This window comes from Pectobacterium parmentieri (assembly GCF_001742145.1).
GTDB classification, from domain to species: Bacteria; Pseudomonadota; Gammaproteobacteria; order Enterobacterales; family Enterobacteriaceae; genus Pectobacterium; species Pectobacterium parmentieri.
In genome coordinates, this window is record NZ_CP015749.1 from 1602601 (window position 1) to 1627451 (window position 24851).

Sequence of the window (24851 nt, forward strand, 5' to 3'; positions counted from 1 at the left end):
AAAACGGGCAGCGAGACTGCCCGTGAAGCGTATGGAGAAAAAGATTAGCCGTTACGTTTCGGCTTTGGAGATGTGCGGCGCGCAGGAGCACTGCTGATCTGGCTGTGACGTTTTACCGCACGGCGGATCTGGTTCGCTTTCACCCGACGGCGTTCACGCTCAACCGGCAGCTTCGATACGGTTTCGGCCGGAAGTTGCACTAACTCACGCAGATAGTTCAGTTGTTCCAGCGGCATTTCTGCCCAGCCACCGCGCGGAATACCTTTCGGCAACGTAATATCGCCGTAGCGCACGCGGATCAGGCGGCTAACCTGCACGCCAACGGCTTCCCACAGGCGGCGAACTTCACGGTTACGCCCCTCTGTCAGCGTCACGTTATACCACTGGTTCAGACCTTCACCGCCCTGATAGCGGATAGTGCGGAACGCGGCAGGACCGTCTTCCAACTGTACGCCTTTACTCAGTTGCTTGATCTTTTCGTCATCAACCTCACCGAAGACCCGCACGGCATATTCGCGCTCAACCTCACGGCTGGGGTGCATCAGGCGATTGGCCAATTCACCGTCGGTCGTGAACAGCAGCAGACCGGAGGTATTCACATCCAGACGCCCTACTGCAACCCAACGGGAGCCCTGAATTTTCGGCAAACGGTCAAACACCGTTGGACGCCCATCAGGATCGTTGCGGGTACACAACTCGCCTTCTGGTTTGTAATACACCAGAACGCGACACACGGTTTCTTCGGTTTCCTTAACGGTAACCACATGACCATCAATACGGATTTTGGTGGCTTTCGTCACTTCAACGCGATCGCCCAATGTGGCAACCTTACCGTCAACGCTGACGCGTCCAGCCTGAATGATACCTTCAATTTCGCGGCGTGAGCCATGTCCGGCGCGCGCCAGAACTTTTTGTAACTTTTCGCTCATTGAGCAGCCTCTAGTGTCGCCTTCCCAGGCGTCGGGGGGAGTCATAACTGCTTATAAAATTCAGCAAGTTACGTAAAAATCATGCCTAATATTCAACGCTGGCGCGATTATACCGATCTTCGCGCCATTTGTATTCTCATTGTTACCGCCCGTCGCAGTGCTTATAGGAACGGCGTAACATCGCCAGTGCCTTCACGGGCGACGCGCGGTACGGATTCGGTCAAGTCGATAACCGTCGTTGGCTGTTGACCCAGGGAGCCGCCGTGGATAATCAAATCCACCAATTTTCCCAATTCTTCCTGAATTTCTTCTGGATCGGATTCAGCAAAATCATTTCCCGGCAGCATCAGCGTTGTCGACATCAACGGTTCATTCAGCGCGGCCAGCAGATCCAGTGCAATAGGATTAGACGGCACACGTAGGCCGATGGTTTTACGTTTTTCATTCATTAAACGACGGGGTACTTCTTTTGTCGCTTTTAGGATAAAGGTGTAATTACCTGGCGTATTATTTTTAATCAACCGGAAAGCCGAGTTATCAACATGGGCGTACGTCGATAGTTCGGATAGATCGCGGCACATCAGCGTGAAGTTATGATCGCTACCCAGATCGCGAATGCGACAAATACGTTCCAACGCATTCTTTTCGCCCAGCATGCAGCCCAACGCATAGCCGGAATCCGTTGGGTAAACAATCACCCCACCTTTATGCAAAAATTCCACCGATTGGCTGATTAATCGTGGTTGCGGATTCTGCGGATGAATATAGAAGAACTGACTCATGACCTACCTCGTGCGTCTGACATTGCGCGGCGTTGCTCATCCCACACCGCGTCATAGTGCAATAGGGTTATTATAGAACGTGTCGGTGGTAAAAGATTGTTATTTCATGAGATAGCGATGCCATTACGCGGTAATGTTCAGCTAATTTGCCAATAATGGATGATACCAAACCGGCTCGACGTCGGCAGGCAGCCATAGCTTACGCCCCAGCTCAATCCAGGCACAAGGCAGATGGAAATCCGATCCTTGCGACGCCATCAGGTTGAAATCACGCGCATAGCGAGCAAGCTGTGTCCGTTCATCCGGCGCCTGCTGGCACTGCGCGACCTCCATTGCGATCCCGCCACTTTCTGCAAACATGGCTAACAGGCGCTTTAGCCATTTGGCCGTCAGATCGTAGCGCCCCGGATGCGCTAACACTGACACACCACCAGATTGATGGATCGCCTCAATCGCTTGTGGAATGGTGCACCACTGCGGTGGCACGTAGCCGATTTTGCCTTTCGCCAGATATTTTTTGAACACTTGATTCATGTTCGTCGCGATGCCCAGTTCGATCATATAACGCGCAAAATGCGCCCGTGTAATTTGACCTCCCGTTGCCAGACGCTGTGCACCAGCCAACGCATCGGGAATACGGGATTTTTCCAGCCGAGTCGCGATCTGTTCCGCACGACTCTGCCGGTTATCCGCCTGCTGTTGGAGCAATCCACTTAACGCAGGATGGGCAATATCCATCCCCAATCCGACAATATGGATCTCATGATTTTCCCACAACGTGGAGATCTCCACGCCGGGAATTAGTCTCAGCGGCAACCCATGTTGTGCAATCGCATTCCGTGCTTCTCCGAGCCCGGCGGTCGTGTCGTGGTCGGTAATAGCCAGCACGCTCACCCGCATGTCTACCGCCCGACTGACCAACGCCGTCGGCGTTAAAAGGCCATCAGACGCCGTGGTATGGCTATGCAAGTCATAAAGTGGGAATGACGATATCGGTTGAGAATCTTCTGGCACAAGCCTATCCATTAACAAGAATCATACGAAGGCCGCATGATGCCATTAATGAGAAGAAAAAGGTAATTATCATCCATGCCGATACAGGCCTTTTTATCTGCTTTTCCCAGTGAAATTTTAAGATGCTCCCGCAGTACGTAAATTATTCTCCAATAGGGAAGACACAAACAGCGCACATAAGAAATTTAGCCCTTGAACAAAACATACGATCCCTGTAAGAAAAACAAAATCATTATAGCCAGAATGATTTCCCGATAATAAGTAAAATGAGTAAAAGAAGAAAACCCCACTCATTATCACTTCTGTTTTTGATGCCAAAAACGCACGTTTAATACTCTTTGAATTTTCAAATTTATTCGTTCTATCCCATTTTATTGAAATGCCGAATAGTGGCGATATGACCCCACAAATAAAAGTCCACTCTAACGCCCTAGCCATAATACCATGATAAAGAACAGGAAGAATTCTGGTGCAATTAAATAATCTAAAATAGGCCATTTTCTCAACAAAGCTCCCCATCAACATACACAAAGAGAATATCACCATTTCATACGGTATCGATAAGTTAACATCCCCACTCAACAAAAAGATGCTCACCATTACCATGACGTGGAGTGAAATTAGTGAAAAAACGGGTTTCATTCTCGATGTGCTATGCCTGATTTCCATTATCTTTTGATTGAGCGTCATTTTATTTTCACTGGAAAATCCGAGGTACAGACGCCAATGTTTAAGTAATTGTTGAACGGGGCCAGCCGTCCATCTCATTTGTTGTTTTTTCATATCAGAAAACGTTGTAGGGATCAGCCCTCTCCCTACTGTATCAGCAAATACATACCCAACATGTCCCTGAGCATGCATTCTTACGGCAAGTTCGGAATCTTCTGTCAGAGCAGTTTCATCCCATCCCCCGACCTTCTCCAATATATTCTTTCTCAAGATACACATTGTCCCGACGGTAAATGCAGAGTTTATTTCTGTATATGATGGCAATTCTATTTTATGGAACAGCACCCAAAAGTAATAGGCCCCCTCCATAACGTGACTTGATTGATAATTGTAGTAATCGTGGCTCGTCTGAACAAAACCGACATTTTCATCTTTAAAAATTTCGACATATCGCCGAATGAAATCCGGTTCAATGATATAATCCGCATCAATCACAGCGATCAATTCAGTATCGGATGATGTAATATTTAATGCATAATTCAGCGCTCCAGCCTTTGCTCCGCTCAGCACAGGAACATGATGAAATTTAAATTTACCTCCCAACATGTCACAGTGTTTTTCCACTGGCCTCCACAACGCTTCATCCTGAGTATTATTATCTATGACGATAACCTCATAGTTATCGTAATCTAATTCTAGGATACTATTCAGTGTAGTAATCACTATTTCAGGCGGTTCTGAATAGCAAGGTAGATGAATGGTGACTTTGGGTGAGCAGACACGACTAACAGTCTGGACATGTGTCAGTTTTTTGTTTATTTTAAAATCAAGGTAAAATAACGCGTTTTGAGAAAATGGAGAGTAATAAAATGAATAAACAGAAGTTACTGTTGAAAATAAAACCAGAGCAATAAAAATATTTTGAAAACCATGTCCTACAAATATCTCATAAAAAGAAAGAGCATAGCTAAGCATACATAGAAATAACGTGACATTAATCGCGGCAAGCCCTGTACCAAGCGACGTTAGCAGACCTGAGTATATCGACCACGCGAAAGAGATAACACCTCCAATAAAAAATAGCCCTACAAAATAAATAATCGACCACGATGACAGGATTGATGCCGTCATAAATAATAGAAAAAAGGTTAACATCAACACGCTGATTTTTACATTACTACTTCTTTTTGAAAAAACATAAAGTAATACAGACCTCAGAATCACTAAAAAAGAAGAAACATACAAAATCTCGTTTCTATCAATAGAGATAAATTCAATCATAAATAAAATCCATTAAAAAACCGTTGCAATATCCAGGAAGGAGATGATTTACACCATAATGTGATGATATCACTGCGCCACCTGAATACGGATAACCACCATGGTTAATGAAAAATTAGTATCTTATTATTAAATTTATTATAAATAGCAAACAGTGACATTAATTTGACTATCTATGTCAAAAAAACCTTCCACAGATAGCCATGTTTAATGGTGACATCATTTTGTCATTAAATGACATTTTTGCTACATTAAACTTCATATCATGACTTCATTTGGCACATGAGACACGCCGCAAGCAATTCGAGTTTCAGCACAAACCGTTAGCATTTTTAACAACTCGAAGCATTATCAACTTAGATCTAACAAACATGCGCATTGAAGCGTAAAAAGTATATAAGACAATAAAACAAGGAGTGTGGTGATATGTATTTAATAAGAGTAAAACATATAGAAAAATTAGAAGGCATGTTAAAGAAAGAAGGGGTAAACCTAGATTCACTATCAAGAAGCACAACAACACATAGCAAAAACGAAGAAAGTAACAACGAATTCACCAGTGTTTATCACATTCAAAAATTGCTTAACATTGCCTATACCGAACGAGAAAGAGAAAGTTTTGGCTTACTTCTTTATGAATACTTTCACCCAAGTGATTATGATGTCGTTAATTATATAATGATGAGTAGTAAAAATCTATTGCATGCACTTGAGTGCCTTTGCCGTTTTTCTCGACTATTGTACAGCGGTTGTCAGTTAAAATTAGATAAGAAAAATACAAACACATACTGTATAGAGTTTAATTATCTATATCCAAAAGATAAAAACACGGAACTTGTACGTCAATTTCACGAGTTATCGACTGCCAGTTTACTGGCTTATTTACAATGGCTCGCGAGTGATAATTTCACTCACTTTTCTTCCATGGAGTTTAGTTATCCGGAACCCTGTAGAATAAACAAATATGAAACACTATTCGCTTGTCCAATGACCTTTGGTACACATAAAAATTGTGTTTATCTGAATGCAGAGACATTGTTAATACCATTGGCCACTTCAAATTCGTCACTTTTTAAGTTGCATGAAAAACATGCAACCTACTTAATAGATATGCTGTTTAATAAAACAATAAAGAGCCGAGTAAGAGACAGTATAAGTAAAAAACTGGAAGCCGGTTCATGCAATATTCATTCTGTAGCCTCTGACCTTTTTATGACACCACGGACGTTGCAGAGGCGTCTGGATGAGGAAGGCACCTATTTCAAGGATATTCTTGAGGAAGTCAAAATGAATCTTGCAGAATATTATCTCATCTACAGTCAATATTCTTTGTCTCACATTGCTGAGTTGGTTGGGTATAAAGAACCCAGTAGCTTCCATCGCGCATGCCTTCGCTGGTTCAGGTCATCCCCTCGGCTCTTTCGTGACACCGGTGGCAAGAACGTAGATCTGCCCATGAAATGACATACCGATGCCCTCTATCGTTTAAAGCATGGATAAAATAATCCTATTGAAGGTGTTGACATTTTATCGACGAACCAGTTAACTAGTACACAAGCTCAGCGCGCAGATATTAATCGGTACACAAACAGCGAGATGATGATCATGGCAATGCAGAAAACGATGAAACATGGTTGGTGGCGTTCTTCCCTATCGCGGGTGGACTAATCACGCATCGCTGTTATCACACATGCAGATATTCCCAGACCCGCTTAACTAAGCGGGTTTTTTATTTGATGGGCACAACATTAAACGGGTAGCAAGAATGCAAACAACACAACCTAAACTGGAACTGCTGCGTATCGAGGCCGTTTACCGTAACGACCCCAGCGCCATCTTCCATCAGCTCTGCGGTGCCAGGCCTGCCACGTTGCTGTTAGAGTCTGCTGAAATCGATAGCAAGGAAAATCTGAAAAGCCTGTTAATCATTGATAGCGCACTGCGCATCACCGCACTCGGCCAGCAGGTTTCTATCCAGGCATTAACCGCAAACGGCGCCAGCCTGCTACCGCTTCTGGATGCCGCACTGCCTGCAGAAATTCTCAATCAGCCGCGTCCGAACGGTCGTGAACTCACCTTTCCACTGGCAGACGCCATGCAGGATGAAGATGCACGCCTGCGTTCGCTCTCTGTATTTGATGCCTTACGCCAGATTCTGACGCTGGTTACCAGCCCGGCAGACGAGCGTGAAGCCATGTTCCTTGGCGGCCTGTTCGCTTACGATCTGGTCGCGGGGTTTGAAGCATTGCCTGCGCTGAGCCAGCAGCAGCGTTGCCCAGATTTTTGCTTCTATCTGGCAGAAACCTTACTGGTGCTTGACCACCAAAAACGCGTAACCGCCCTGCAAGCCAGCCTGTTTACACCAAGCCACAGCGAAAAGCAGCGTCTGCAACAGCGTCTGGAGCAATTACAATCTCAGCTCACCCAGCCTGCTCCCGCCCTGCCGCGTCAGTCTATCGAAGACATGTCGCTGAGTTGCAACCAGAGCGATGAGGCCTTTGGTGAAGTTGTCAGCCAGATGCAGGAAGCTATCCGCATCGGTGAAATCTTTCAGGTCGTGCCATCACGCCGTTTCTCTTTACCCTGCCCTTCACCGCTGGCCGCTTACCAAACACTGAAAGATAACAATCCCAGCCCTTACATGTTTTACATGCAAGATCAGGATTTCACGCTGTTCGGTGCCTCGCCGGAAAGCTCACTGAAGTACGATGCCGACAGCCGCCAAATCGAAATCTATCCGATTGCAGGCACCCGTCCGCGCGGCCGCCGTGCCGATGGTTCGCTGGATCGCGATCTCGATAGCCGCATTGAGCTGGAAATGCGTACAGACCATAAAGAACTGGCTGAACATCTCATGTTGGTGGATTTAGCCCGTAACGATCTGGCACGCATCTGTCAGCCGGGTAGCCGTTATGTTGCTGATTTGACCAAAGTTGACCGCTATTCCTTTGTGATGCATCTGGTGTCGCGCGTGGTTGGCACACTGCGTGAAGATTTGGATGTGCTGCACGCCTATCGCGCTTGCATGAACATGGGCACGCTGAGCGGCGCACCAAAAGTCCGGGCGATGCAGCTCATTGCCGAAAGCGAGAAAACCCGACGCGGTAGCTACGGCGGTGCGGTGGGCTACTTCACCGCTCACGGCGATCTGGATACCTGCATCGTCATTCGCTCCGCCTATGTTGAAGACGGTATTGCCACCGTTCAGGCGGGGGCTGGCGTGGTTCTGGATTCTGATCCGCAGGCCGAAGCCGATGAAACACGCAATAAAGCACGCGCCGTACTGCGAGCCATTGCCAGTGCGCACCATGCAAAGGAGATCTTCTGATGGCTGACATCCTGCTGCTCGATAATATCGACTCATTCACCTACAACCTGGTGGATCAACTACGTGCCAGCGGCCATCAGGTCGTGATTTACCGTAACCATCTGCCTGCCGACGTCATCATTGCACGGTTACAGCAGATGGAAAAACCGATTCTGATGCTCTCCCCCGGCCCCGGCACACCGGCCGAAGCAGGTTGTATGCCGGAGTTGCTACAACGCTTACGCGGTCAGTTACCGATTATCGGCATTTGCCTCGGCCATCAGGCTATCGTGGAAGCCTACGGCGGTCATGTCGGTCAAGCGGGAGAGATCCTGCATGGCAAAGCGTCTGCCATTGACCACGATGCCAGCGGCATGTTTAGCGGTTTACCGCACCCGTTACCCGTTGCCCGCTACCATTCGCTGGTTGGCAGCAGCATTCCTTCTACGCTAACCGTCAACGCACACTTCAACACGATGGTGATGGCGGTGCGTAACGACGCGGATCGCGTCTGCGGTTTTCAATTCCATCCTGAGTCGATCCTGACCACACACGGCGCTCGACTGCTGGAACAAACGCTGGACTGGGCGCTAGCTTAACGAGGGATACGATTATGCAACTGTCTTCTGCGACTTTAGAACCGTCTACTGCTCAGGGTGTATTTATCATGCAAAACATACTGGAAAAATTATACCGCGCGGAAAATATCAGCCGTCAGGAAAGTCATGCGCTGTTTGGCGCCATTATCCGCGGTGAACTGGATGCCAGCCAACTAGCAGCAGCGTTGATTAGCATGAAAGTGCGCGGTGAGCATCCCGATGAAATTGCTGGTGCCGCTACGGCATTACTGGCAGATGCACAGCCGTTTCCTCGCCCCGACTATTTATTTGCCGATATCGTCGGCACCGGCGGTGACGGCACGAACAGCATCAACATCTCAACCGCCAGTGCCTTCGTTGCCGCCAGTTGTGGCCTGAAAATTGCCAAGCACGGCAACCGCAGTGTGTCCAGCCGTTCTGGCTCATCCGATTTGCTCTCCGCTTTTGGCATTAAGTTGGATATGAGCGCACAGGATTCACGTCAGGCGCTGGACGATCTGGGCGTGTGTTTCCTGTTTGCTCCGCAATATCATTTGGGTTTCCGCCATGCCATGCCGGTGCGCCAGCAGCTCAAAACCCGCACCGTTTTCAACGTACTGGGGCCGCTGGTTAACCCGGCACGCCCGCCACTGGCGCTGATTGGCGTATATAGCCCCGAATTGGTTCGTCCTATCGCCGAAACGCTGAAAGTACTGGGCTATCAACGTGCCGCCGTTGTACACGGCGGCGGGATGGATGAAGTCGCGATTCATGCCCCCACGCAGGTTGCCGAGTTAAATAACGGCGAGATCGAAACCTACGAACTGACGCACCGCGATTTCGGTCTGGATACGCATCCACTGTCGGCATTACAAGGCGGTACACCGGAAGAAAATCGTGACATTCTCGCGTCGCTGCTACAAGGCAAAGGTGAACGCGCACACGCCGCTGCAGTTGCCGCCAACGTTGCTTTGCTCCTGAGATTATTCGGACAAGAAGATCTGCGCCAGAATGCGCAACAGGCACTTGAAGTCATTCATAGCGGGCAGGCTTATCAGCGTGTTATCGCCCTGTCCGCCAGAGGATAATGGAACCATGCAGGAAACCGTATTACATAAAATTGTGCGTGATAAAGCACTCTGGGTTGCTGAACGTGAGAAAGCACAGCCGCTGGCCTCTTTTCAGCATGAAATCGTCCCCAGCCAACGTGACTTTTATCAGGCACTGAAACAGGATAAGCCCGCTTTTATTCTGGAATGCAAAAAGGCGTCGCCGTCAAAAGGGTTGATCCGCGACGATTTTGACCCAGTGGCCATTGCTCAGGTCTATAAAGATTATGCGTCTGCCATTTCCGTTTTGACCGACGAGAAGTATTTTCAGGGCGACTTCGCCTTTCTGCCGCAGGTCAGTGCGGCAGTACACCAGCCGGTGTTGTGCAAAGACTTCATTATTTCACCCTACCAGATTTATCTGGCGCGCTACTATCAAGCCGATGCCATTCTGCTGATGTTGTCGGTGCTGGACGACGAGCAATATCAGCAACTGGCCGAGGTAGCACACAGTCTGAAGCTAGGCGTGTTGACGGAAGTCAGTAATGAAGAGGAGCTACAGCGAGCCATTCAGCTTGAAGCTCGCGTTGTCGGGATCAACAACCGCGACCTGCGCGATCTCTCCATTGACCTCAACCGTACCCGGACGCTTGCACCACGTCTGCCGGCTGGCGTAACCGTGATCAGTGAATCTGGTATCAACCGCCATGCGCAGATTCGTGAACTCAGCGCCTTTGCTCAGGGATTCTTGATCGGCAGCTCGCTGATGTCCGAGCCAGATCTGAACGGTGCGGTACGCCGCGTTATTCTGGGCGAGAACAAAGTTTGTGGTCTGACGCGCACAGAAGATGCACAGGCCGCCTATCAGGCTGGTGCGCTCTACGGCGGGTTAATCTTCGTCGCCAGCTCTCCACGCTATGTTGCCGCCAAACAAGCCGCCGACATCATCACCGGAGCACCACTGCGCTATGTCGGTGTTTTCCGCAACGCGCCCGTGGAACACATCGTTGCTATCACGACACAGTTGGGATTAGCGGCCGTTCAGCTACACGGCGATGAAGATCAACAGACTATCGACCAGCTACGCCAGCAATTACCTGCGGCATGCCAGATTTGGAAAGCGCTGAGCATCGCAGACGTGCTGCCAGAGCGTAATCTCACCCACATCGATCGTTACGTGTTTGACAACGGTCAGGGTGGCAGCGGTCAATCCTTCAACTGGTCGCTGTTGGACAATCAGTCACTGGATAACGTGCTGTTAGCCGGTGGCCTAAACAGCGATAACTGCGCCCTCGCGGCACAGCAAGGTTGCGCAGGGCTGGATTTCAATTCCGGGGTAGAAAGCGAACCGGGAAAAAAAGACTCACATAAAATTGCTGCGGTTTTTGCGACATTACGTCAGCCGCAGCACTAAAACAGACGGGAAAATCATGACATTACTCAACCCTTACTTCGGTGAATTCGGTGGACAGTTTGTTCCGCAGATCCTCATCCCGGCATTACGCCAGTTAGAAGAGGCTTTCGTCAGCGCACAAAAAGATCCTGAATTTCAGGCCGAGTTTACCGATCTGCTGAAAAACTATGCGGGTCGTCCAACGGCGCTAACCCTGTGTCAAAACCTGACAGCCGGAACGAAAACCAAGCTGTACCTGAAGCGCGAAGATTTGCTGCACGGCGGCGCGCACAAAACGAATCAAGTACTTGGGCAAGCCTTGCTGGCTAAACGCATGGGTAAAAGCGAAATCATCGCGGAAACCGGCGCGGGACAACACGGTGTCGCGACAGCGCTGGCTTGCGCCCTGCTTGGCCTGAAATGCCGCGTTTATATGGGTGCAAAAGACGTCGAGCGCCAGTCGCCGAACGTTTTCCGTATGCGTCTGATGGGGGCCGAAGTGATTCCGGTTCATAGCGGTTCTTCCACGCTGAAAGATGCCTGTAACGAAGCGCTGCGTGACTGGTCCGGCAGCTATGAAACAGCACACTATCTGCTGGGAACGGCGGCAGGCCCGCACCCTTATCCAACGATCGTGCGCGAATTCCAACGCATGATTGGCGAAGAAACGAAAGCGCAAATCCTGGAAAAAGAAGGTCGCCTGCCGGATGCGGTACTGGCCTGCGTCGGCGGCGGCTCTAACGCGATTGGGATGTTCGCTGATTTCATCGACGATACTGACGTCCGTCTGATCGGCATTGAACCTGGCGGCTTAGGCATTGAATCCGGGCAGCACGGTGCACCGTTAAAACATGGCCGCGTTGGTATCTATTTCGGCATGAAGTCCCCGATGATGCAAACGTCTGACGGACAAATTGAAGAGTCCTACTCTATTTCCGCCGGGCTGGATTTCCCGTCCGTCGGCCCGCAGCACGCCTACCTGAACAGCATCGGTCGTGCCGACTATGTCTCGATTACCGATGATGAAGCGCTGGATGCCTTCAAAGTGCTCTGTCGCGGTGAAGGCATTATTCCTGCGCTGGAGTCCTCCCACGCGCTGGCACACGCCTTGAAGATGATCAAAGCAGAGCCGGAGAAAGAGCAACTGCTGGTGGTCAATCTGTCAGGCCGTGGTGATAAAGACATCTTTACCGTGCATGATATTTTGAAAAATCGGGGAGAAATTTAATGGAGCGCTACCAACAGCTATTTACACGCCTGGCAGAGAAAAAAGAAGGCGCATTCGTCCCGTTTGTCACGCTGGGCGACCCATCCCCTGAGCAGTCATTGAAAATTATCGATACGCTGATTGCCGCCGGTGCCGATGCGCTGGAATTAGGCGTGCCCTTTTCTGACCCGCTGGCGGATGGCCCAACCATTCAGGCAGCTAATCTGCGCGCTTTTGCCGCAGGCGTCACGCCAGAGCAATGTTTCGAAATGCTGGCGACCATCCGTCAGAAATACCCGGAAATCCCGATTGGTCTGCTGATGTATGCCAATCTGGTCTTCAGCAATGGTATCGATGAATTTTATCAGCGCTGTGCCGAGGTTGGCGTCGATTCGGTTTTAGTGGCGGATGTCCCAGTGGTAGAGTCGGCTCCTTTCCGTACTGCAGCACTGCGACATGGTATTGCCCCTATCTTTATCTGCCCACCCAATGCTGATGACGAACTACTGCGCGAGATCGCCTCTTATGGCCGTGGCTATACCTATCTGGTTTCACGCGCAGGCGTGACCGGAGCAGAAAAGCGCGCCCAACTACCGCTGAATCATCTGGTTGCCAAACTGAATGAGTATCATGCTGCTCCGCCGCTGCAAGGGTTTGGCATTTCCGATCCGACTCAAGTGCGGGAAACTCTCGCATCAGGCGCAGCAGGTGCCATTTCTGGTTCTGCCATCGTGCGGATTATCGAAAAAAATCTGAACCAGCCCAGCCTAATGCTGTCTGAGTTACAGACCTTTGTGAGTGAAATGAAAGCAGCTACGCGTTCATAACACCTTTCAGGCGCGCGATTTGTACTTAGCGCAAGCAATGTCGCGCGCCAAATAGTGTTTCAAATCATTTCTTATTTAATCCACTATAGATATATTCAATGATTATTTAATTTCAAACCAATATTAATTGTAAATAATGTTTTCAAATTGAAATAACTATTTAATTACGTATCAAATAAATAAATTAATTCCCCACTATTTTTTAATCCGCATAAATCCCACGAATAAAACACGAAGAAAATCACAGAATTGAGATCATTTAAAATTTTCTCTTTTTGAAGATCTTGTTCACATTACTGTAAGACAAAATAAATAGAATGAAATCGCTGAACAAAGTGGCAGCGCGTTTTTTAAATAATAATTCTCTTCAACATGGGATAATAAAATGAAAGTTAAAATTTTGACGATGATGGTAACCTCCTTAATCAGCTTAAGCTCCATGGCTGTTACGATTGACTACCGTCATGAAATGAAGGATACCAAGTCAGCCGATCACAAAGATCGCCTGCTGATGTCCCACCGTTTTGACAACGGTTTTGGCCTATCAATGGAAGGTAAATGGGGTCAAGCAAGCAACGACAAAACCCCCAATAAACCGTATAATGAAACCGTCAGCAACGGCACCGAAGTCACCGCCAGCTACCTGTATAAATTCAATAAAACCTTTGGATTGGAAGGCGGCCTGAATCTGGTTTCCAATTCTACTAGCAACAACTATCGTCCTTACATCAAAGGTACAGCGAATATTACCGATTCGCTGTATTATGGCCTGCGCTATCGTGCATCTTACCTTCGCGTAAGTGGTGATATTGGTAAATCAAGCGTGACAAACCCTACCGATATCACTGGTTATACCATCACCAGCACGCTGGGTTATAAACTGCCAGCGAACTTCGTGGTTGAATACGAACTCGAATACAACAAAAACAACAAAGCAGGCGCTACTTGGTATTTGTCTGATAGCGAGAATTATGAAATTAGCCACGATATTAAACTGGCTTACAAATTAGACAAAAATTGGACACCTTATGCACAGGTAGGTAACGTCAAAGGTAGTACTACCACTGACGAGCGCCAAACTCGCTACCGTGTTGGTGTACAGTACAGTTTCTAATGGCTAATGCCATGTAGAAATAGATTTAATAGTAAATAGCGTCATTTTTATTGGTTTGTTATTTCCTGTCTATAAAAACGGCGACGTTATTAACGTCGCCGTTTTTTATTCTTCACATTTAATCACCACACCAGATCAGAAACGATAGCCCACGCCAAACATAAAGGCCCATGGATCAAGTTTAGTATGAATACTTTGCTGATCGTTACCGGCTTTAAATTTCACATCGGTATCAATATCCATCCACCACACGGACATATTGAGCAACCAGTTTTTATCCAGGTTGTAATCCAATCCAGCCTGAGCAGCAACACCCCAGGAATTCTTCAGGCTCAGATCGCTCAGACCAGCACCTTTCCCCGTATCATTAAATTTCTCATCGAAGAACATCGTGTAGTTCAGGCCAACGCCCAAATAGGGACGTAATTTATCTTGAGCATCACCAAAATAGTATTGTGCTACCAGTGATGGTGGCAGGTGTTTAACTTCCGCAATAGTGCCTGTACCCGGTGTACCAACTTTGTGTTTGAACGGTGTGGCGGCGAGCAATTCAACACCAATATTGTCCGTTACCATATAGCTGAAAGTCAGACCCAACTGAGTATTGTTGCTAACCTGAAACTCCCCCAACCCCAGCACGTTGTCCGAGCTTTCAGCAGGACGCACGGTAGTCGTTCCTGCCCGAACAATGAAATCACCCGCTTGATGCGCCTGCACAAATACCGGCATAAACGTCGCTGCCAACCAGAAGAAAGATGTTTTTTTCATTACCCACTCCATTTGCATGGTTTAAATTCCGAGCAAAATATACCTCTAAGTAGGTATTATTGTTTAAAGCCAGATCACATCCTTTAAAGGTTTTACGTCCAAACTGAACCAAATCATTTATCACTAACCAATTAAAATTCATGGAATTGATCTAAATCAAAAAAGACAACACGACCAATAAAACGCGTCATCGGTGACAAGGAAAATCACTATTGGTAACCATGCCACATTGATCCGCCGTGAAGGGAAAAGCAGCATTGCATCGTTGATGGGGTGCCACAGTACGAATTAACAGGTTACAATCGTAAGTTAAGTTCTTTCTGTCGATTTATTTTTCAAGGAGCCTGCATGCCTATCACGGCCAACGCGCTATACCGTGACGCAATGAATTTTACCCGCAACCAGTTCATCAGCATCTTAATGATGTCACTGTTAACGGCATTCATTACTGTCATCATGAATAACGTCTTTTTGCCCTCAGTGGATGAATTACAGATTTTGCTACATTCCATTAATGATGACTTTCCAGCTTCAGCCAAGCTCGGCTTGATGGACCTGGTCCAGCAACTGACGCCTGAACAGAAAAACGTGTTACTGAAAATTTCGGCAGCCGATATTTTTTCTACATTAGTGGGCAACTCGTTACTGGTCGGCGGGGTATTAATGTTGATCCAGTTGGTTTCTAACGGGCAACGAACCAGTGCGCTACGTGCTATTGGGGCATCTACACCGTTTTTACTTAAATTGTTTATTTTTCTCTTACTCTGCACTTTTCTCATCCCACTCGGCATAGTACTTTTTATTGTTCCCGGTATTTTACTGGCGATTGCATTATGTTTGTCTCCCGTGATTATGGTGGCAGATAAAAGTGGCGTGTTTCATGCGATAAAACTCAGCGCCAGGTTGGCTTACGATAATTTACGCATTACCGCCTCTGCGATTGTGACGTGGATGCTAACGAAGATCGTTATCTTGTTACTCGTATCCTTGTTACCGATTTCATCACCAACGGTAATGGCCGTAGTGCTAAATGGGCTCGGCAACCTGATTTCCGCTATCCTGCTCATTTATCTATTCCGCCTTTATATGCTGCTGCGCGCTTAATCGTTGCGCCCTGCCTATGTCACAACGAACTGACATAGGCTTCGCAGATCCGCTACCACCCCAATCGTAATTCTCTGCAAATTATTACAATATCTCGGGAATGGTGATCCACAATAAAGGATAATGGCGTGAGCTATCGGATAACTCTTGCGGGTTATGACTACGACACTGTTGAGTGATGGATTGATATAATGAAGCAACTTCTTGATTTTATACCGTTGGTCGTTTTTTTTGCTTTCTACAAACTTTATGACATCTATGTGGCTTCAGGTGCATTAATTGCGGCAACAGCGTTGTCACTCGCGATCACTTGGGTGATGTACCGCAAAATAGAGAAAATGACGCTGGTCACTTTTGCGATGGTCGTCGTTTTTGGTTCTCTAACGCTGGTGTTCCATAACGATCTGTTTATCAAATGGAAAGTAACCATCATCTACACGTTGTTTGCCATTGCCCTGCTGGTTAGTCAGTTTGTCATGAAACAAACCCTGATCCAGAAGATGCTGGGTAAAGAGTTGACCTTACCGCAGCCTGTTTGGGGGAAACTGAATTTCGCCTGGGCCATGTTCTTTCTGGTGTGCGGGTTGGTTAACATCTATATTGCTTTCTGGCTACCGCAAAGCGTTTGGGTAAATTTCAAAGTCTTTGGGCTAACCGGTGTGACGCTGCTGTTTACGCTGGTAAGTGGCGTCTATATTTATCGCCACTTACCCAACGATTCAGAGAAATCAGAAGAAGAAAAAAGCGAGCAACAGTAATCGCTAAACCGAGGCATACACAATGAGCATACAAAACGTGTTACCACAGGGTGAGCTGGTTCTTCGCACGCTGGCAATGCCAGCCGACACCAATGCAAACGGGGATATTTTTGGCGGCTGGCTGATGTCGCAAATGGACATCGGCGGCGCAATTTTGGCGAAAGAAATCGCAGAAGGGCGTGTCGTTACCGTCAGGGTTGATGGGATGTCGTTCTTAAAACCAGTCGCCGTCGGCGATGTGGTTTGCTGCTATGCGCGTTGCTTACGTACTGGCCGTAGTTCCATCAACATAAACGTTGAAGTCTGGGTAAAGAAAGTCTCCTCGGAACCCATTGGCCAACGCTATCGAGCCACCGAAGCGTTATTCACCTACGTCGCCGTTGATGAAGAAGGTCATCCACGTGAACTCCCCGTCGGTAAAAGCAACTTCACGCCAAGCGAGTAACATCAGGTGAAACGCAGATGGCGTCAGCACCACGCCATCTGCCTGGAATCATTGCCAGGTATACAGAACTGACAACAACGGGGCGTCACCTATCAAAGATGACGCCCCGTTTCTTTTGTGCATTAACCAGTATTATTCGACCGCCGCCCCACCGTCAATTTTAAACACGATGGTCACAACCAAGTCTTTACCCGGTTTGCTTGCTTCATAGCGCCATTTACGCATCGCCTGTTTGATGTCACGCTCAAACATATTGCGCGGTTCAGCAGAAAGTACCCGAACGTTGTCAACACGCCCAGACTCATCCACATCAAACTGCATTTTTACTCGCCCTTCAACACGTAGGGAGAACGCACGAGCCGGATACTGTGGCTGCGCGCGGCTCAGCGGACGTGGCCCACTCGACTGCGAGCTTGCTGCCGGTGCAGGCGCCTGTTTCACTGGCGCATTATTGACATTGCGGGTCGGCTCTTCGCTGGTAAACGGCGAAGGCGGCTGCTTTTCAACGGTCGGTTCACGCTTAACCGGCTTCGGCTGCTCAACCTTCTTCACGGGCTTAGGCTCCGGTTTAGGTTTCGGCTTGGGCTTTGGTTCGGGTAACGGTATCGCTACCGGTTGCGGTACAGGTTCCGGTTCTGGAATCGGTTCCGGCTCAGGTTCAGGTTCTGGCTGCTTAACGGGTTCAGGGGCAGATTTAGCAGCAGGTGCCGCTTCGTAGGCTGCGGGATCCACCATCACAACGCTGATGGGTTTAGACTCCTGCGGTAATTCGATTGAATTATTAAACGAAGCGTACAGCAAACCTGCAATCAGTGAACCGTGGAAACCAACTGAAAGTATGAATGGCCATGAGTAACGACGGGTTAGAAAAAATTTTTTTTGCGGCATAGTCTGTCTTTATCCTCTTATGCCGCCCAAGTTTAAATGCAAATAGCAATCATATTCAATAACAACCCGTGGAATTGTAAAAAAAACAGAAATTGTGGGGGGATTACTCTGGCAAATCAACCTATTGTCCTCGAACAACATCACGTATGATGGTAGAAACACGTTTCTCTTACCGATAGTGTTTGGCCGTTGGGGAACCCTACCCGGTATCCTGAACGCGAGAATTTACCTTCCTACCCGTGAGGTCGCTATGCTTTATGTCATTTATGCTGAAGATAATGTTGATTCCTTAGCGAAACGCCTGTCAGTCAGGCCAGACCATCTTGCCCGTTTACAGGTATTACGCGATCAGGGACGACTCATTACTGCGGGCCCGTTACCGGCTATCGACAGTGAAGATCCTGGTCAGGCTGGTTTTAGCGGTTCTGTCATTATCGCCGAATTCGCATCGCTGGATGAAGCTACGGTGTGGGCCAATGCTGACCCTTACATCGCGGCTGGTGTTTATCAACACGTCAGCGTAAAACCCTATAAAAAAGTGTTTTAAAGATTCGACTGATATAGGTCATGATAGTACGAAAAATCATGACCTCTTACCTCTTCACCAAAAGCTGAAATATTTTAGTCATTTAACAGTGATAGTTTGACCGCTATTCATCTATAGAGGGTCAACAATCATGTTAATGCCTGCGGTTTTGCGAAACGGAATTGCTGCTCTCCGCCGCCGTCATCGCCTAAGTATTCTCTCCGGATTGTTATTGATCATTGGGCTATTTTCTTTACTGCAATTGGTTTCTATCGGCGTTATTTCTCAAACGATGACACAGGTCCGACAGGATATCTCCGCGAACGAGGGCCTTCGCCAGCAACAAGCGGTAATGGATAAAGCACGGATGGAAGTGATGAATGCCAGCGACAAACTTAACCGAGCGGGTATTTATCTGTTGGTAGACAAAGAAACAGGATCTGAAGGCAGTTGGCATAGCCTGATGGATGAAGCGGAAGTGTCTCTGAAACAGGCACAAGCGCACTACCAGCTACTGGGGACAGCCACGACAGATGAAGCAGACACACCAGCCTTTGTCGATTTGAAAAAAAGTTACAACCAGCTTTATTCCGGGCTGGTCGAGCTAGCCGAGGGAATCAAGACCACTAACCAGATCGATATCTTTTTTGCTGTCCCGGTTCAGGCCTACCAAAGCGATTTTACCCAAAAGTATTCGCACTATCTGCAAGATACCGATGCCCTACAAAAGCGGCATGGTCAACAATTCTTATCCTCTCTCGATCGCGCGAAAACCATTTTTATCACGGTTCTGGGACTCTTACTGGCGATCACAATCGCAGTGTGGGTTGGTGTTAATCGGGTCATTATTCGCCCACTGACACAAATTATTACCCATTTAAAACGGATCGCCGCTGGCGATCTATCTCACACGGTCAACACAGAAATCCGCGGTACACGCGAAGTTGAACAGCTCAATACCAACGTCATTCAAATGCAGGAAGGTCTGGTCACGTTGGTTAATCAGGTTCGTCAGGGCGTTGACCACATGGTGACACAGGTCGATCGCGTCGCTGCGGATAACCAACAGCTTTCCGAACAGGCGAATCGCCAATCCCGCGAACTTAAAGCCACAACTGAACACATTATTCAGCTCAGCCAACATCTGGAACAAAATACTCTGCATACTCAACAGGCCAATTTGCATGCGGAAGACACCAGCAAAATTGCCACACAGGGTGAAACGATGATGAATGACGTCAGGGCAGCGATGTCAGATATCGCAGGCAGAACGCGAGAAATGACGGAAGCAATTGGGATGATTGAAAACGTCGCATTCCAGACGCACATTTTGTCTTTGAACGCAGCGATTGAAGCCGCACGGGCTGGGGCCATGGGGCGTGGGTTCGCTGTTGTCGCACGAGAAGTTGGCACACTGGCTTCGCAAAGCAGTCACTCTGCACAGAATATTAATGTGCTGATCCGTGATTCAGACAACAGCGTAACCGCAGGAACACGGCTGGTAAACAAGCTGAATGACAGCCTACAGAACATCATCCAAACGGCGAAAGGAACAGGCACGTTTCTGAGCGAGATCTCGGAAATATCGCATCAGCAAAATGAAAGCATTCATGAAGTGACTGCCCGACTCAGCACGCTGAACGACACCGTCAGAGAAAATGCGGGTCAGGTTGAAGCCTCCGCGCACACCTTCACCTTACTGCTGGAGCAAACGGAACATCTCAATGCCTCGGTATCGTTATTTATCCTTCCCTCAACAGGGCATGACGCTAATCCGATGATTGACCAGAGAGAAATGACTCAGCGTATTCCAATGGTGGGATGAGCCGATGATGAAATAAGCCAGTAGCGTGATAAAAAATAGCGACCATACTCCGGGTCGCTATTTTTCTCACTGACTTACCACTCGTAGGCTACCGCGTAGAGTAACGCCCGCCGTTGGTGCTTCTGCTGCAAATAACGAGCAGAGCGAATATGGCGATAGGTGCGCGATTGCGCCTCTAGCCAGCGACTTCTTCTACGTTGGACCTGACGTAACATTCGCCAACGGCCCACTTCATTCCGACTGCGTTTCATGATGCGACTCTTGTTAATCCACTCGCGTTGGGCATTATAACCCCCTCATGCGTGGCGACAATCAGTGAATCCTCTCCTCCCTCATTCTCTTCTTATCCAATTACGCTATTTTATTCAGAGGAAAGGCATTTCCCCTTTTGTAAATCTATGCGTACACTTTGTTAATTCTTTGCAGAAGGGAACTATGCTGCTTTTATGTCCACATTTTATACCGTAATAAGTTGGTTACTGGTTTTTAGCTACTGGTTGCTGATCGCGGGTGTGACCTTGCGTATTCTGATGAAACGTCGGGCAGTGCCCTCAGCGATGGCCTGGCTGCTGGTGATTTATATTCTGCCACTTGTCGGTATTGTCGCTTACCTTTCGTTTGGCGAACTCCATCTCGGTAAACGCCGGGCTGAACGTGCCAGTAAAATGTGGCCATCAACCGCTAAATGGCTGCGCGAATTAAAGGAATACCGCCGTATTTTCGCGACGGAAAACAGTGAAGTCGCCAGCGCGCTATTCCAGCTTTGTGAACGTCGGCAAGGTGTGGGTGGCGTCAAAGGCAACCAATTGCAGTTGATGACCACATTTGATGACACCATTAAAGCGTTATTGCGTGATATTGAACTCGCACGTAACAACATCGAGATGGTGTTTTATATCTGGCAACCCGGTGGATTGGTTGAGCAAGTAACCTCTTCCCTTATCGCCGCGGCGCGGCGCGGTGTACATTGCCGCATTTTGTTGGACTCTGCCGGTAGCGTCCAATTTTTCCGCCAGCAGCATCCCGAACTCATGCGCACCGCCGGAATAGAAGTGGTCGAAGCGCTGAAAGTGAACTTGTTCCGTGCCTTCCTGCGCCGTATGGATTTGCGACAGCACCGTAAAATTATCCTGATCGATAACCGTATTGCCTATACCGGCAGCATGAATATGGTCGATCCCCGCTTCTTCAAACAAGATGCCGGCGTTGGGCAATGGATAGACCTGATGGCGCGAATTGAAGGGCCGGTAGCAACTACGCTGGGAATTATTTACTGCTGCGACTGGGAAATGGAAACAGGCAAGCGCCTGCTCCCGCCGCCGCCAGATGTTAACGTGATGCCGTTCGAGCAGGAGAGCGGCCATACCATTCAGGTTATTGCTTCAGGCCCTGGCTACCCTGAAGAAATGATTCATCAGGCGCTGCTGACATCCGTCTATTCGGCACGCAAACAACTGATCATGACAACCCCCTACTTCGTGCCCAGTGACGACCTGCTGCACGCCATCTGTACCGCTGCCCAGCGCGGGGTCGATGTCAGCATTATTGTGCCGCACAAGAACGACTCCGTGCTGGTCGGCTGGGCCAGCCGTGCGTTCTTCACGGAACTGCTGGCCGCAGGCGTAAAAATTTATCAATTCAAGGACGGGCTGCTGCACACCAAAAGCGTGCTGGTCGATGGGCAACTCAGCCTGGTCGGTACGGTGAATCTCGATATGCGCAGTCTGTGGCTGAATTTTGAAATTACGCTGGTGATCGATGATGCCGGATTCGGCAGCGATTTAGCCTGTGTACAGGAAGACTATATCGCCCGTTCGCGCCTGTTAGATGCGACGCTGTGGCAAAACCGTCCTTACTGGCAGCGCATCGTCGAGCGGTTGTTCTACTTTTTCAGCCCCCTGCTATAAATACGCGTTTTCCCGTGTTCTAATAAGGCTATTGGGAATTAACAGGAAGCGCTTTATGGATTTGAATAATCGCCTGACCGAAGACGAAGCATTAGAACAGGCCTACGACATCTTCTTGGAACTAGCCGCTGACAATCTCGACCCGGCAGATATTCTGCTGTTCAATCTGCAATTCGAAGAGCGTGGTGGTGCTGAATTATTTGACCCCGCAGAAGACTGGGCTGAACACGTTGATTTCGACCTGAATCCTGATTTCTTTGCCGAAGTCGTCATTGGGCTGGCCGAACAAGACGGTGAAGAAATTACTGATATTTTTGCCCGCGTGCTGATTTGCCGGGAAAAAGACCACAAACTTTGCCACATTTTGTGGAAAGAATAAGTTATCTCGCTTAAACACAAGGCGTCCCCCGCAGGAGACGCCTTTTTCACATCAGTAACCGATAAAACGGGTTACTGCGCTTCCGTTTCCGGTAACAGCGCCTGCGGATCGACCTTCAGGCATGAGACTGCGTGCGTAAAACTCCCTTCCAGTAATGGACGGGTTTTCGAGCACTCAGGGCCAACAACCGGACAACGGGTGCAGAATACGCAACCGGATGGCGGATTGATCGGTGAAGGCAAGTCCCCTTCCAGTAGCTGTATCTTCTTGTTACGTTCCTGATCGGGATCGGGAATCGGTACCGCGGACATCAGCGCACGGGTATACGGGTGCTGCGGGTTTTGATAGACCTGATCGTAGGTGCCCAGCTCTACCGCATGGCCCAGATACATCACTAATACGCGGTCGGAAATGTGTTTTACTACCGATAAGTCATGAGCGATGAAAATCAGCGACAGGCGCATTTCGCGCTGTAACTGACGCAGCAGGTTAACCACCTGTGCCTGAATCGATACGTCCAGCGCTGAAACCGGTTCATCACAGATAATCAGCTTCGGCTCCAGAATCAGCGCGCGGGCGATACCAATACGCTGGCACTGCCCACCAGAGAATTCATGTGGATAACGGTTAATCAGGCTAGGCAGCAGCCCGACCTTCAGCATCATCGCTTTCACACGATCTTTTACCGCCTGCCGATCAAGCTCTGGATGATACACTTTCAACGGTTCGGCAATAATTTCGCCAATGTTCATACGCGGATTCAGCGACGCCAACGGGTCCTGAAATATCATCTGAATATCGCTACGTGCTTCACGCCACTGATCGGCACTCATGCCCAGCAGGTCTTTCCCCAGCCAGGTGACGCGTCCGTCAGTCGCTTTTACCAGCCCGATAATGGCACGCGCCAGCGTAGACTTACCGCAGCCAGATTCCCCTACCACGCCCAGCGTTTCACCTTCATATAAGCGCAGCGTTACGCCATCGACCGCTTTCAGTTTTTTAGGCGGCTGCCAGAACCACTGCTTATCATCTCTGACATCAAAGTGAACTTTCAGATCGTCCACTTCTAATAACACCTTTTTTTCGTCCGCGTTGTTCATACCACCTCCTCAATCGCTCTAAAGCAGGCGCGCAAGCGGCCATCACCAAAAGATTCCAATGCCGGTGTGCTGTGGCAGACATCCATTGAATACGGGCAGCGTGGTTGGAACGGGCACCCTTTCGGCAAGCGTAATAAGTTAGGCGGATTACCTGGAATGGTCGCCAGCACCTCATCTTCCGCATCCAGACGCGGCACAGCGTTGAGCAGACCAACAGAATATGGGTGGCTCGGATGATAAAAGACATCGCGTGCGACGCCATATTCCATGGTGCGCCCCGCGTACATCACCAGCACTTTGTCACAAATACCGGCAACCACACCCAGATCATGCGTGATCATGATGATGGCGGTATTAAACTCGCGCTTCAGATCGTTCAACAGCGTCATAATCTGCGCCTGAACCGTCACATCCAATGCCGTTGTCGGTTCATCGGCAATCAACAGTTTCGGTCGGCACAACAGCGCCATCGCAATCATCACGCGCTGGCGCATCCCACCAGAAAATTCATGCGGATACATCTTCATACGCTTACGCGCTTCCGGCATTTTGACTGCATCCAGCATTTTGACCGACTCTTCAAACGCTTCACTTTTGCTCAGGCGTTTGTGCAACATCAGTACTTCCATCAGTTGCTCACCGACGCGCATGTAAGGGTTCAGTGAAGTCATCGGGTCCTGGAAAATCATACTGATTTCTTCAGCACGCAGCTTATTCAGTTGGTTTTCCGGTAAATTGAGGATCTCTTTGCCACGAAAACGCGCCGAACCGCCAATACGACCATTGCGGGCCAGCAATCCCATCAACGCGAACGCCGTCTGCGATTTACCCGAACCTGATTCACCGACAATCCCCAGTGTTTCACCAGCATTGAGTGTGAAATTCAAGTCGTTAACCGCCGTCACGTCCCCATCTTGCGTCTTGAACGTTACCCGTAGATCCTGAACATGTAGCAGCGCGTCGTGCGCGCCCGTTAACTCAATTTTGCTCATGTTGATGCT

At 48.7% G+C, this 24851-nt stretch carries 22 protein-coding genes, 1 pseudogene and 1 other annotated feature; of the genes and pseudogenes, 14 read left to right on the forward strand and 9 right to left on the reverse strand.

Features of this window, described 5'->3' with window-relative positions:
- Positions 1–44 precede the first annotated feature (44 nt).
- The 4 genes from rluB to A8F97_RS07095 form a co-directional block, all read right to left on the reverse strand.
- Positions 45–929 (reverse strand): 23S rRNA pseudouridine(2605) synthase RluB, encoded by an 885-nt coding sequence (gene rluB / locus A8F97_RS07080; RefSeq protein WP_014699931.1) that lies wholly within the window; start codon positions 927–929, stop codon positions 45–47.
- Between the two features lie 161 nt (positions 930–1090).
- A complete protein-coding gene (locus tag A8F97_RS07085) occupies positions 1091–1711 on the reverse strand; it encodes an L-threonylcarbamoyladenylate synthase (RefSeq protein ID WP_033071497.1) in 621 nt (206 codons plus the stop codon).
- Between the two features lie 141 nt (positions 1712–1852).
- Complete coding sequence (rnm, locus tag A8F97_RS07090; RefSeq protein ID WP_162939885.1) at positions 1853–2737, reverse strand: RNase RNM; 885 nt, start codon at positions 2735–2737, stop codon at positions 1853–1855.
- Positions 2738–2842: 105 nt separating this feature from the next.
- Positions 2843–4675: a glycosyltransferase gene (locus A8F97_RS07095; protein WP_033071495.1), complete on the reverse strand. Its 1833-nt coding sequence runs from the start codon at positions 4673–4675 to the stop codon at positions 2843–2845.
- Between the two features lie 426 nt (positions 4676–5101).
- Here A8F97_RS07095 and A8F97_RS07100 point away from each other — a divergent pair, with 426 nt between their 5' ends.
- The 7 genes and pseudogenes from A8F97_RS07100 to A8F97_RS07135 all read left to right on the forward strand — a co-directional run bounded on the left by A8F97_RS07100 (position 5102) and on the right by A8F97_RS07135 (position 14150).
- Positions 5102–6139, forward strand: coding sequence for an AraC family transcriptional regulator (locus A8F97_RS07100; RefSeq protein WP_015730467.1), 1038 nt, complete (start codon positions 5102–5104; stop codon positions 6137–6139).
- A gap of 165 nt (positions 6140–6304) precedes the next feature.
- Positions 6305–6409, forward strand: a sequence feature (Trp leader region).
- A gap of 31 nt (positions 6410–6440) precedes the next feature.
- A complete protein-coding gene (locus A8F97_RS07105; protein ID WP_015730466.1) occupies positions 6441–8003 on the forward strand; it encodes an anthranilate synthase component 1 in 1563 nt (520 codons plus the stop codon).
- Positions 8003–9648 (forward strand): annotated as a pseudogene (trpD, locus tag A8F97_RS24575) (bifunctional anthranilate synthase glutamate amidotransferase component TrpG/anthranilate phosphoribosyltransferase TrpD). The gene A8F97_RS07105 and the pseudogene trpD overlap by 1 nt, the downstream one beginning before the upstream one ends.
- A 7-nt stretch (positions 9649–9655) precedes the next feature.
- Positions 9656–11023 (forward strand): bifunctional indole-3-glycerol-phosphate synthase TrpC/phosphoribosylanthranilate isomerase TrpF, encoded by a 1368-nt coding sequence (gene trpCF, locus A8F97_RS07120; protein WP_033071494.1) that lies wholly within the window; start codon positions 9656–9658, stop codon positions 11021–11023.
- A 13-nt stretch (positions 11024–11036) separates the two neighbouring features.
- A complete protein-coding gene (trpB, locus tag A8F97_RS07125; protein ID WP_183042277.1) occupies positions 11037–12230 on the forward strand; it encodes a tryptophan synthase subunit beta in 1194 nt (397 codons plus the stop codon).
- Complete coding sequence (gene trpA / locus A8F97_RS07130; protein ID WP_033071492.1) at positions 12230–13036, forward strand: tryptophan synthase subunit alpha; 807 nt, start codon at positions 12230–12232, stop codon at positions 13034–13036. The genes trpB and trpA overlap by 1 nt, the downstream gene beginning before the upstream one ends.
- Before the next feature lie 385 nt (positions 13037–13421).
- A complete protein-coding gene (locus A8F97_RS07135) occupies positions 13422–14150 on the forward strand; it encodes an oligogalacturonate-specific porin KdgM family protein (RefSeq protein WP_033071491.1) in 729 nt (242 codons plus the stop codon).
- A gap of 135 nt (positions 14151–14285) precedes the next feature.
- Here the strand turns inward: A8F97_RS07135 and ompW are convergent, their stop codons facing one another.
- A complete protein-coding gene (gene ompW, locus A8F97_RS07140; RefSeq protein ID WP_014699919.1) occupies positions 14286–14918 on the reverse strand; it encodes an outer membrane protein OmpW in 633 nt (210 codons plus the stop codon).
- A gap of 348 nt (positions 14919–15266) precedes the next feature.
- Between ompW and A8F97_RS07145 the strand changes: the two genes are divergently transcribed.
- From A8F97_RS07145 to yciA, 3 genes are all read left to right on the forward strand, one after another.
- Entirely contained in the window at positions 15267–16022 is a 756-nt protein-coding gene (locus tag A8F97_RS07145) for a YciC family protein (protein WP_014699918.1), read from the forward strand.
- A gap of 191 nt (positions 16023–16213) precedes the next feature.
- Positions 16214–16780 (forward strand): septation protein A, encoded by a 567-nt coding sequence (locus tag A8F97_RS07150; RefSeq protein ID WP_015730460.1) that lies wholly within the window; start codon positions 16214–16216, stop codon positions 16778–16780.
- 22 nt (positions 16781–16802) lie between these two features.
- A complete protein-coding gene (gene yciA, locus A8F97_RS07155) occupies positions 16803–17225 on the forward strand; it encodes an acyl-CoA thioester hydrolase YciA (RefSeq protein ID WP_005968689.1) in 423 nt (140 codons plus the stop codon).
- A 132-nt stretch (positions 17226–17357) separates the two neighbouring features.
- Here the strand turns inward: yciA and tonB are convergent, their stop codons facing one another.
- Entirely contained in the window at positions 17358–18113 is a 756-nt protein-coding gene (tonB, locus tag A8F97_RS07160; RefSeq protein ID WP_015730459.1) for a TonB system transport protein TonB, read from the reverse strand.
- Positions 18114–18363: 250 nt separating this feature from the next.
- Here tonB and A8F97_RS07165 point away from each other — a divergent pair, with 250 nt between their 5' ends.
- Positions 18364–18660, forward strand: coding sequence for a YciI family protein (locus tag A8F97_RS07165; RefSeq protein ID WP_033071490.1), 297 nt, complete (start codon positions 18364–18366; stop codon positions 18658–18660).
- A 130-nt stretch (positions 18661–18790) separates the two neighbouring features.
- On the forward strand, positions 18791–20464 hold the full coding sequence (locus tag A8F97_RS07170; protein WP_033071489.1) for a Tar ligand binding domain-containing protein: 1674 nt from the start codon (positions 18791–18793) through the stop codon (positions 20462–20464).
- Positions 20465–20538: 74 nt separating this feature from the next.
- Here the strand turns inward: A8F97_RS07170 and A8F97_RS23825 are convergent, their stop codons facing one another.
- Positions 20539–20715, reverse strand: coding sequence for a YciY family protein (locus tag A8F97_RS23825; protein ID WP_005968698.1), 177 nt, complete (start codon positions 20713–20715; stop codon positions 20539–20541).
- Positions 20716–20910: 195 nt separating this feature from the next.
- Between A8F97_RS23825 and cls the strand changes: the two genes are divergently transcribed.
- The gene (gene cls, locus A8F97_RS07175) at positions 20911–22371 is read left to right on the forward strand and encodes a cardiolipin synthase (protein ID WP_014699913.1); all 1461 of its coding nucleotides are present in this window, start codon (positions 20911–20913) and stop codon (positions 22369–22371) included.
- A 55-nt stretch (positions 22372–22426) separates the two neighbouring features.
- Complete coding sequence (locus A8F97_RS07180; protein WP_005968702.1) at positions 22427–22750, forward strand: HI1450 family dsDNA-mimic protein; 324 nt, start codon at positions 22427–22429, stop codon at positions 22748–22750.
- Between the two features lie 71 nt (positions 22751–22821).
- Here the strand turns inward: A8F97_RS07180 and oppF are convergent, their stop codons facing one another.
- Positions 22822–23850 carry a murein tripeptide/oligopeptide ABC transporter ATP binding protein OppF gene (gene oppF / locus A8F97_RS07185; RefSeq protein WP_033071488.1) on the reverse strand — a complete coding sequence of 343 codons (1029 nt, stop codon included), beginning with the start codon at positions 23848–23850 and terminating at the stop codon, positions 22822–22824.
- Positions 23847–24842 (reverse strand): ABC transporter ATP-binding protein, encoded by a 996-nt coding sequence (gene oppD, locus A8F97_RS07190; protein ID WP_014699911.1) that lies wholly within the window; start codon positions 24840–24842, stop codon positions 23847–23849. Before oppD ends, oppF begins: the two co-directional genes overlap by 4 nt.
- Positions 24843–24851: the final 9 nt, after the last annotated feature.

What these genes read in the sequence shown, in the direction of transcription:
- rluB (WP_014699931.1), bottom strand. Translation starts at nt 929, where the DNA reads ATGAGCGAAAAGTTACAAAAAGTTCTGGCGCGCGCCGGACATGGCTCA.
- A8F97_RS07085 (WP_033071497.1), bottom strand. Translation starts at nt 1,711, where the DNA reads ATGAGTCAGTTCTTCTATATTCATCCGCAGAATCCGCAACCACGATTA.
- rnm (WP_162939885.1), bottom strand. Translation starts at nt 2,737, where the DNA reads ATGGATAGGCTTGTGCCAGAAGATTCTCAACCGATATCGTCATTCCCA.
- A8F97_RS07095 (WP_033071495.1), bottom strand. Translation starts at nt 4,675, where the DNA reads ATGATTGAATTTATCTCTATTGATAGAAACGAGATTTTGTATGTTTCT.
- A8F97_RS07100 (WP_015730467.1), top strand. Translation starts at nt 5,102, where the DNA reads ATGTATTTAATAAGAGTAAAACATATAGAAAAATTAGAAGGCATGTTA.
- A8F97_RS07105 (WP_015730466.1), top strand. Translation starts at nt 6,441, where the DNA reads ATGCAAACAACACAACCTAAACTGGAACTGCTGCGTATCGAGGCCGTT.
- trpCF (WP_033071494.1), top strand. Translation starts at nt 9,656, where the DNA reads ATGCAGGAAACCGTATTACATAAAATTGTGCGTGATAAAGCACTCTGG.
- trpA (WP_033071492.1), top strand. Translation starts at nt 12,230, where the DNA reads ATGGAGCGCTACCAACAGCTATTTACACGCCTGGCAGAGAAAAAAGAA.
- A8F97_RS07135 (WP_033071491.1), top strand. Translation starts at nt 13,422, where the DNA reads ATGAAAGTTAAAATTTTGACGATGATGGTAACCTCCTTAATCAGCTTA.
- ompW (WP_014699919.1), bottom strand. Translation starts at nt 14,918, where the DNA reads ATGAAAAAAACATCTTTCTTCTGGTTGGCAGCGACGTTTATGCCGGTA.
- A8F97_RS07145 (WP_014699918.1), top strand. Translation starts at nt 15,267, where the DNA reads ATGCCTATCACGGCCAACGCGCTATACCGTGACGCAATGAATTTTACC.
- A8F97_RS07150 (WP_015730460.1), top strand. Translation starts at nt 16,214, where the DNA reads ATGAAGCAACTTCTTGATTTTATACCGTTGGTCGTTTTTTTTGCTTTC.
- yciA (WP_005968689.1), top strand. Translation starts at nt 16,803, where the DNA reads ATGAGCATACAAAACGTGTTACCACAGGGTGAGCTGGTTCTTCGCACG.
- tonB (WP_015730459.1), bottom strand. Translation starts at nt 18,113, where the DNA reads ATGCCGCAAAAAAAATTTTTTCTAACCCGTCGTTACTCATGGCCATTC.
- A8F97_RS07165 (WP_033071490.1), top strand. Translation starts at nt 18,364, where the DNA reads ATGCTTTATGTCATTTATGCTGAAGATAATGTTGATTCCTTAGCGAAA.
- A8F97_RS07170 (WP_033071489.1), top strand. Translation starts at nt 18,791, where the DNA reads ATGTTAATGCCTGCGGTTTTGCGAAACGGAATTGCTGCTCTCCGCCGC.
- A8F97_RS23825 (WP_005968698.1), bottom strand. Translation starts at nt 20,715, where the DNA reads ATGAAACGCAGTCGGAATGAAGTGGGCCGTTGGCGAATGTTACGTCAG.
- cls (WP_014699913.1), top strand. Translation starts at nt 20,911, where the DNA reads ATGTCCACATTTTATACCGTAATAAGTTGGTTACTGGTTTTTAGCTAC.
- A8F97_RS07180 (WP_005968702.1), top strand. Translation starts at nt 22,427, where the DNA reads ATGGATTTGAATAATCGCCTGACCGAAGACGAAGCATTAGAACAGGCC.
- oppF (WP_033071488.1), bottom strand. Translation starts at nt 23,850, where the DNA reads ATGAACAACGCGGACGAAAAAAAGGTGTTATTAGAAGTGGACGATCTG.
- oppD (WP_014699911.1), bottom strand. Translation starts at nt 24,842, where the DNA reads ATGAGCAAAATTGAGTTAACGGGCGCGCACGACGCGCTGCTACATGTT.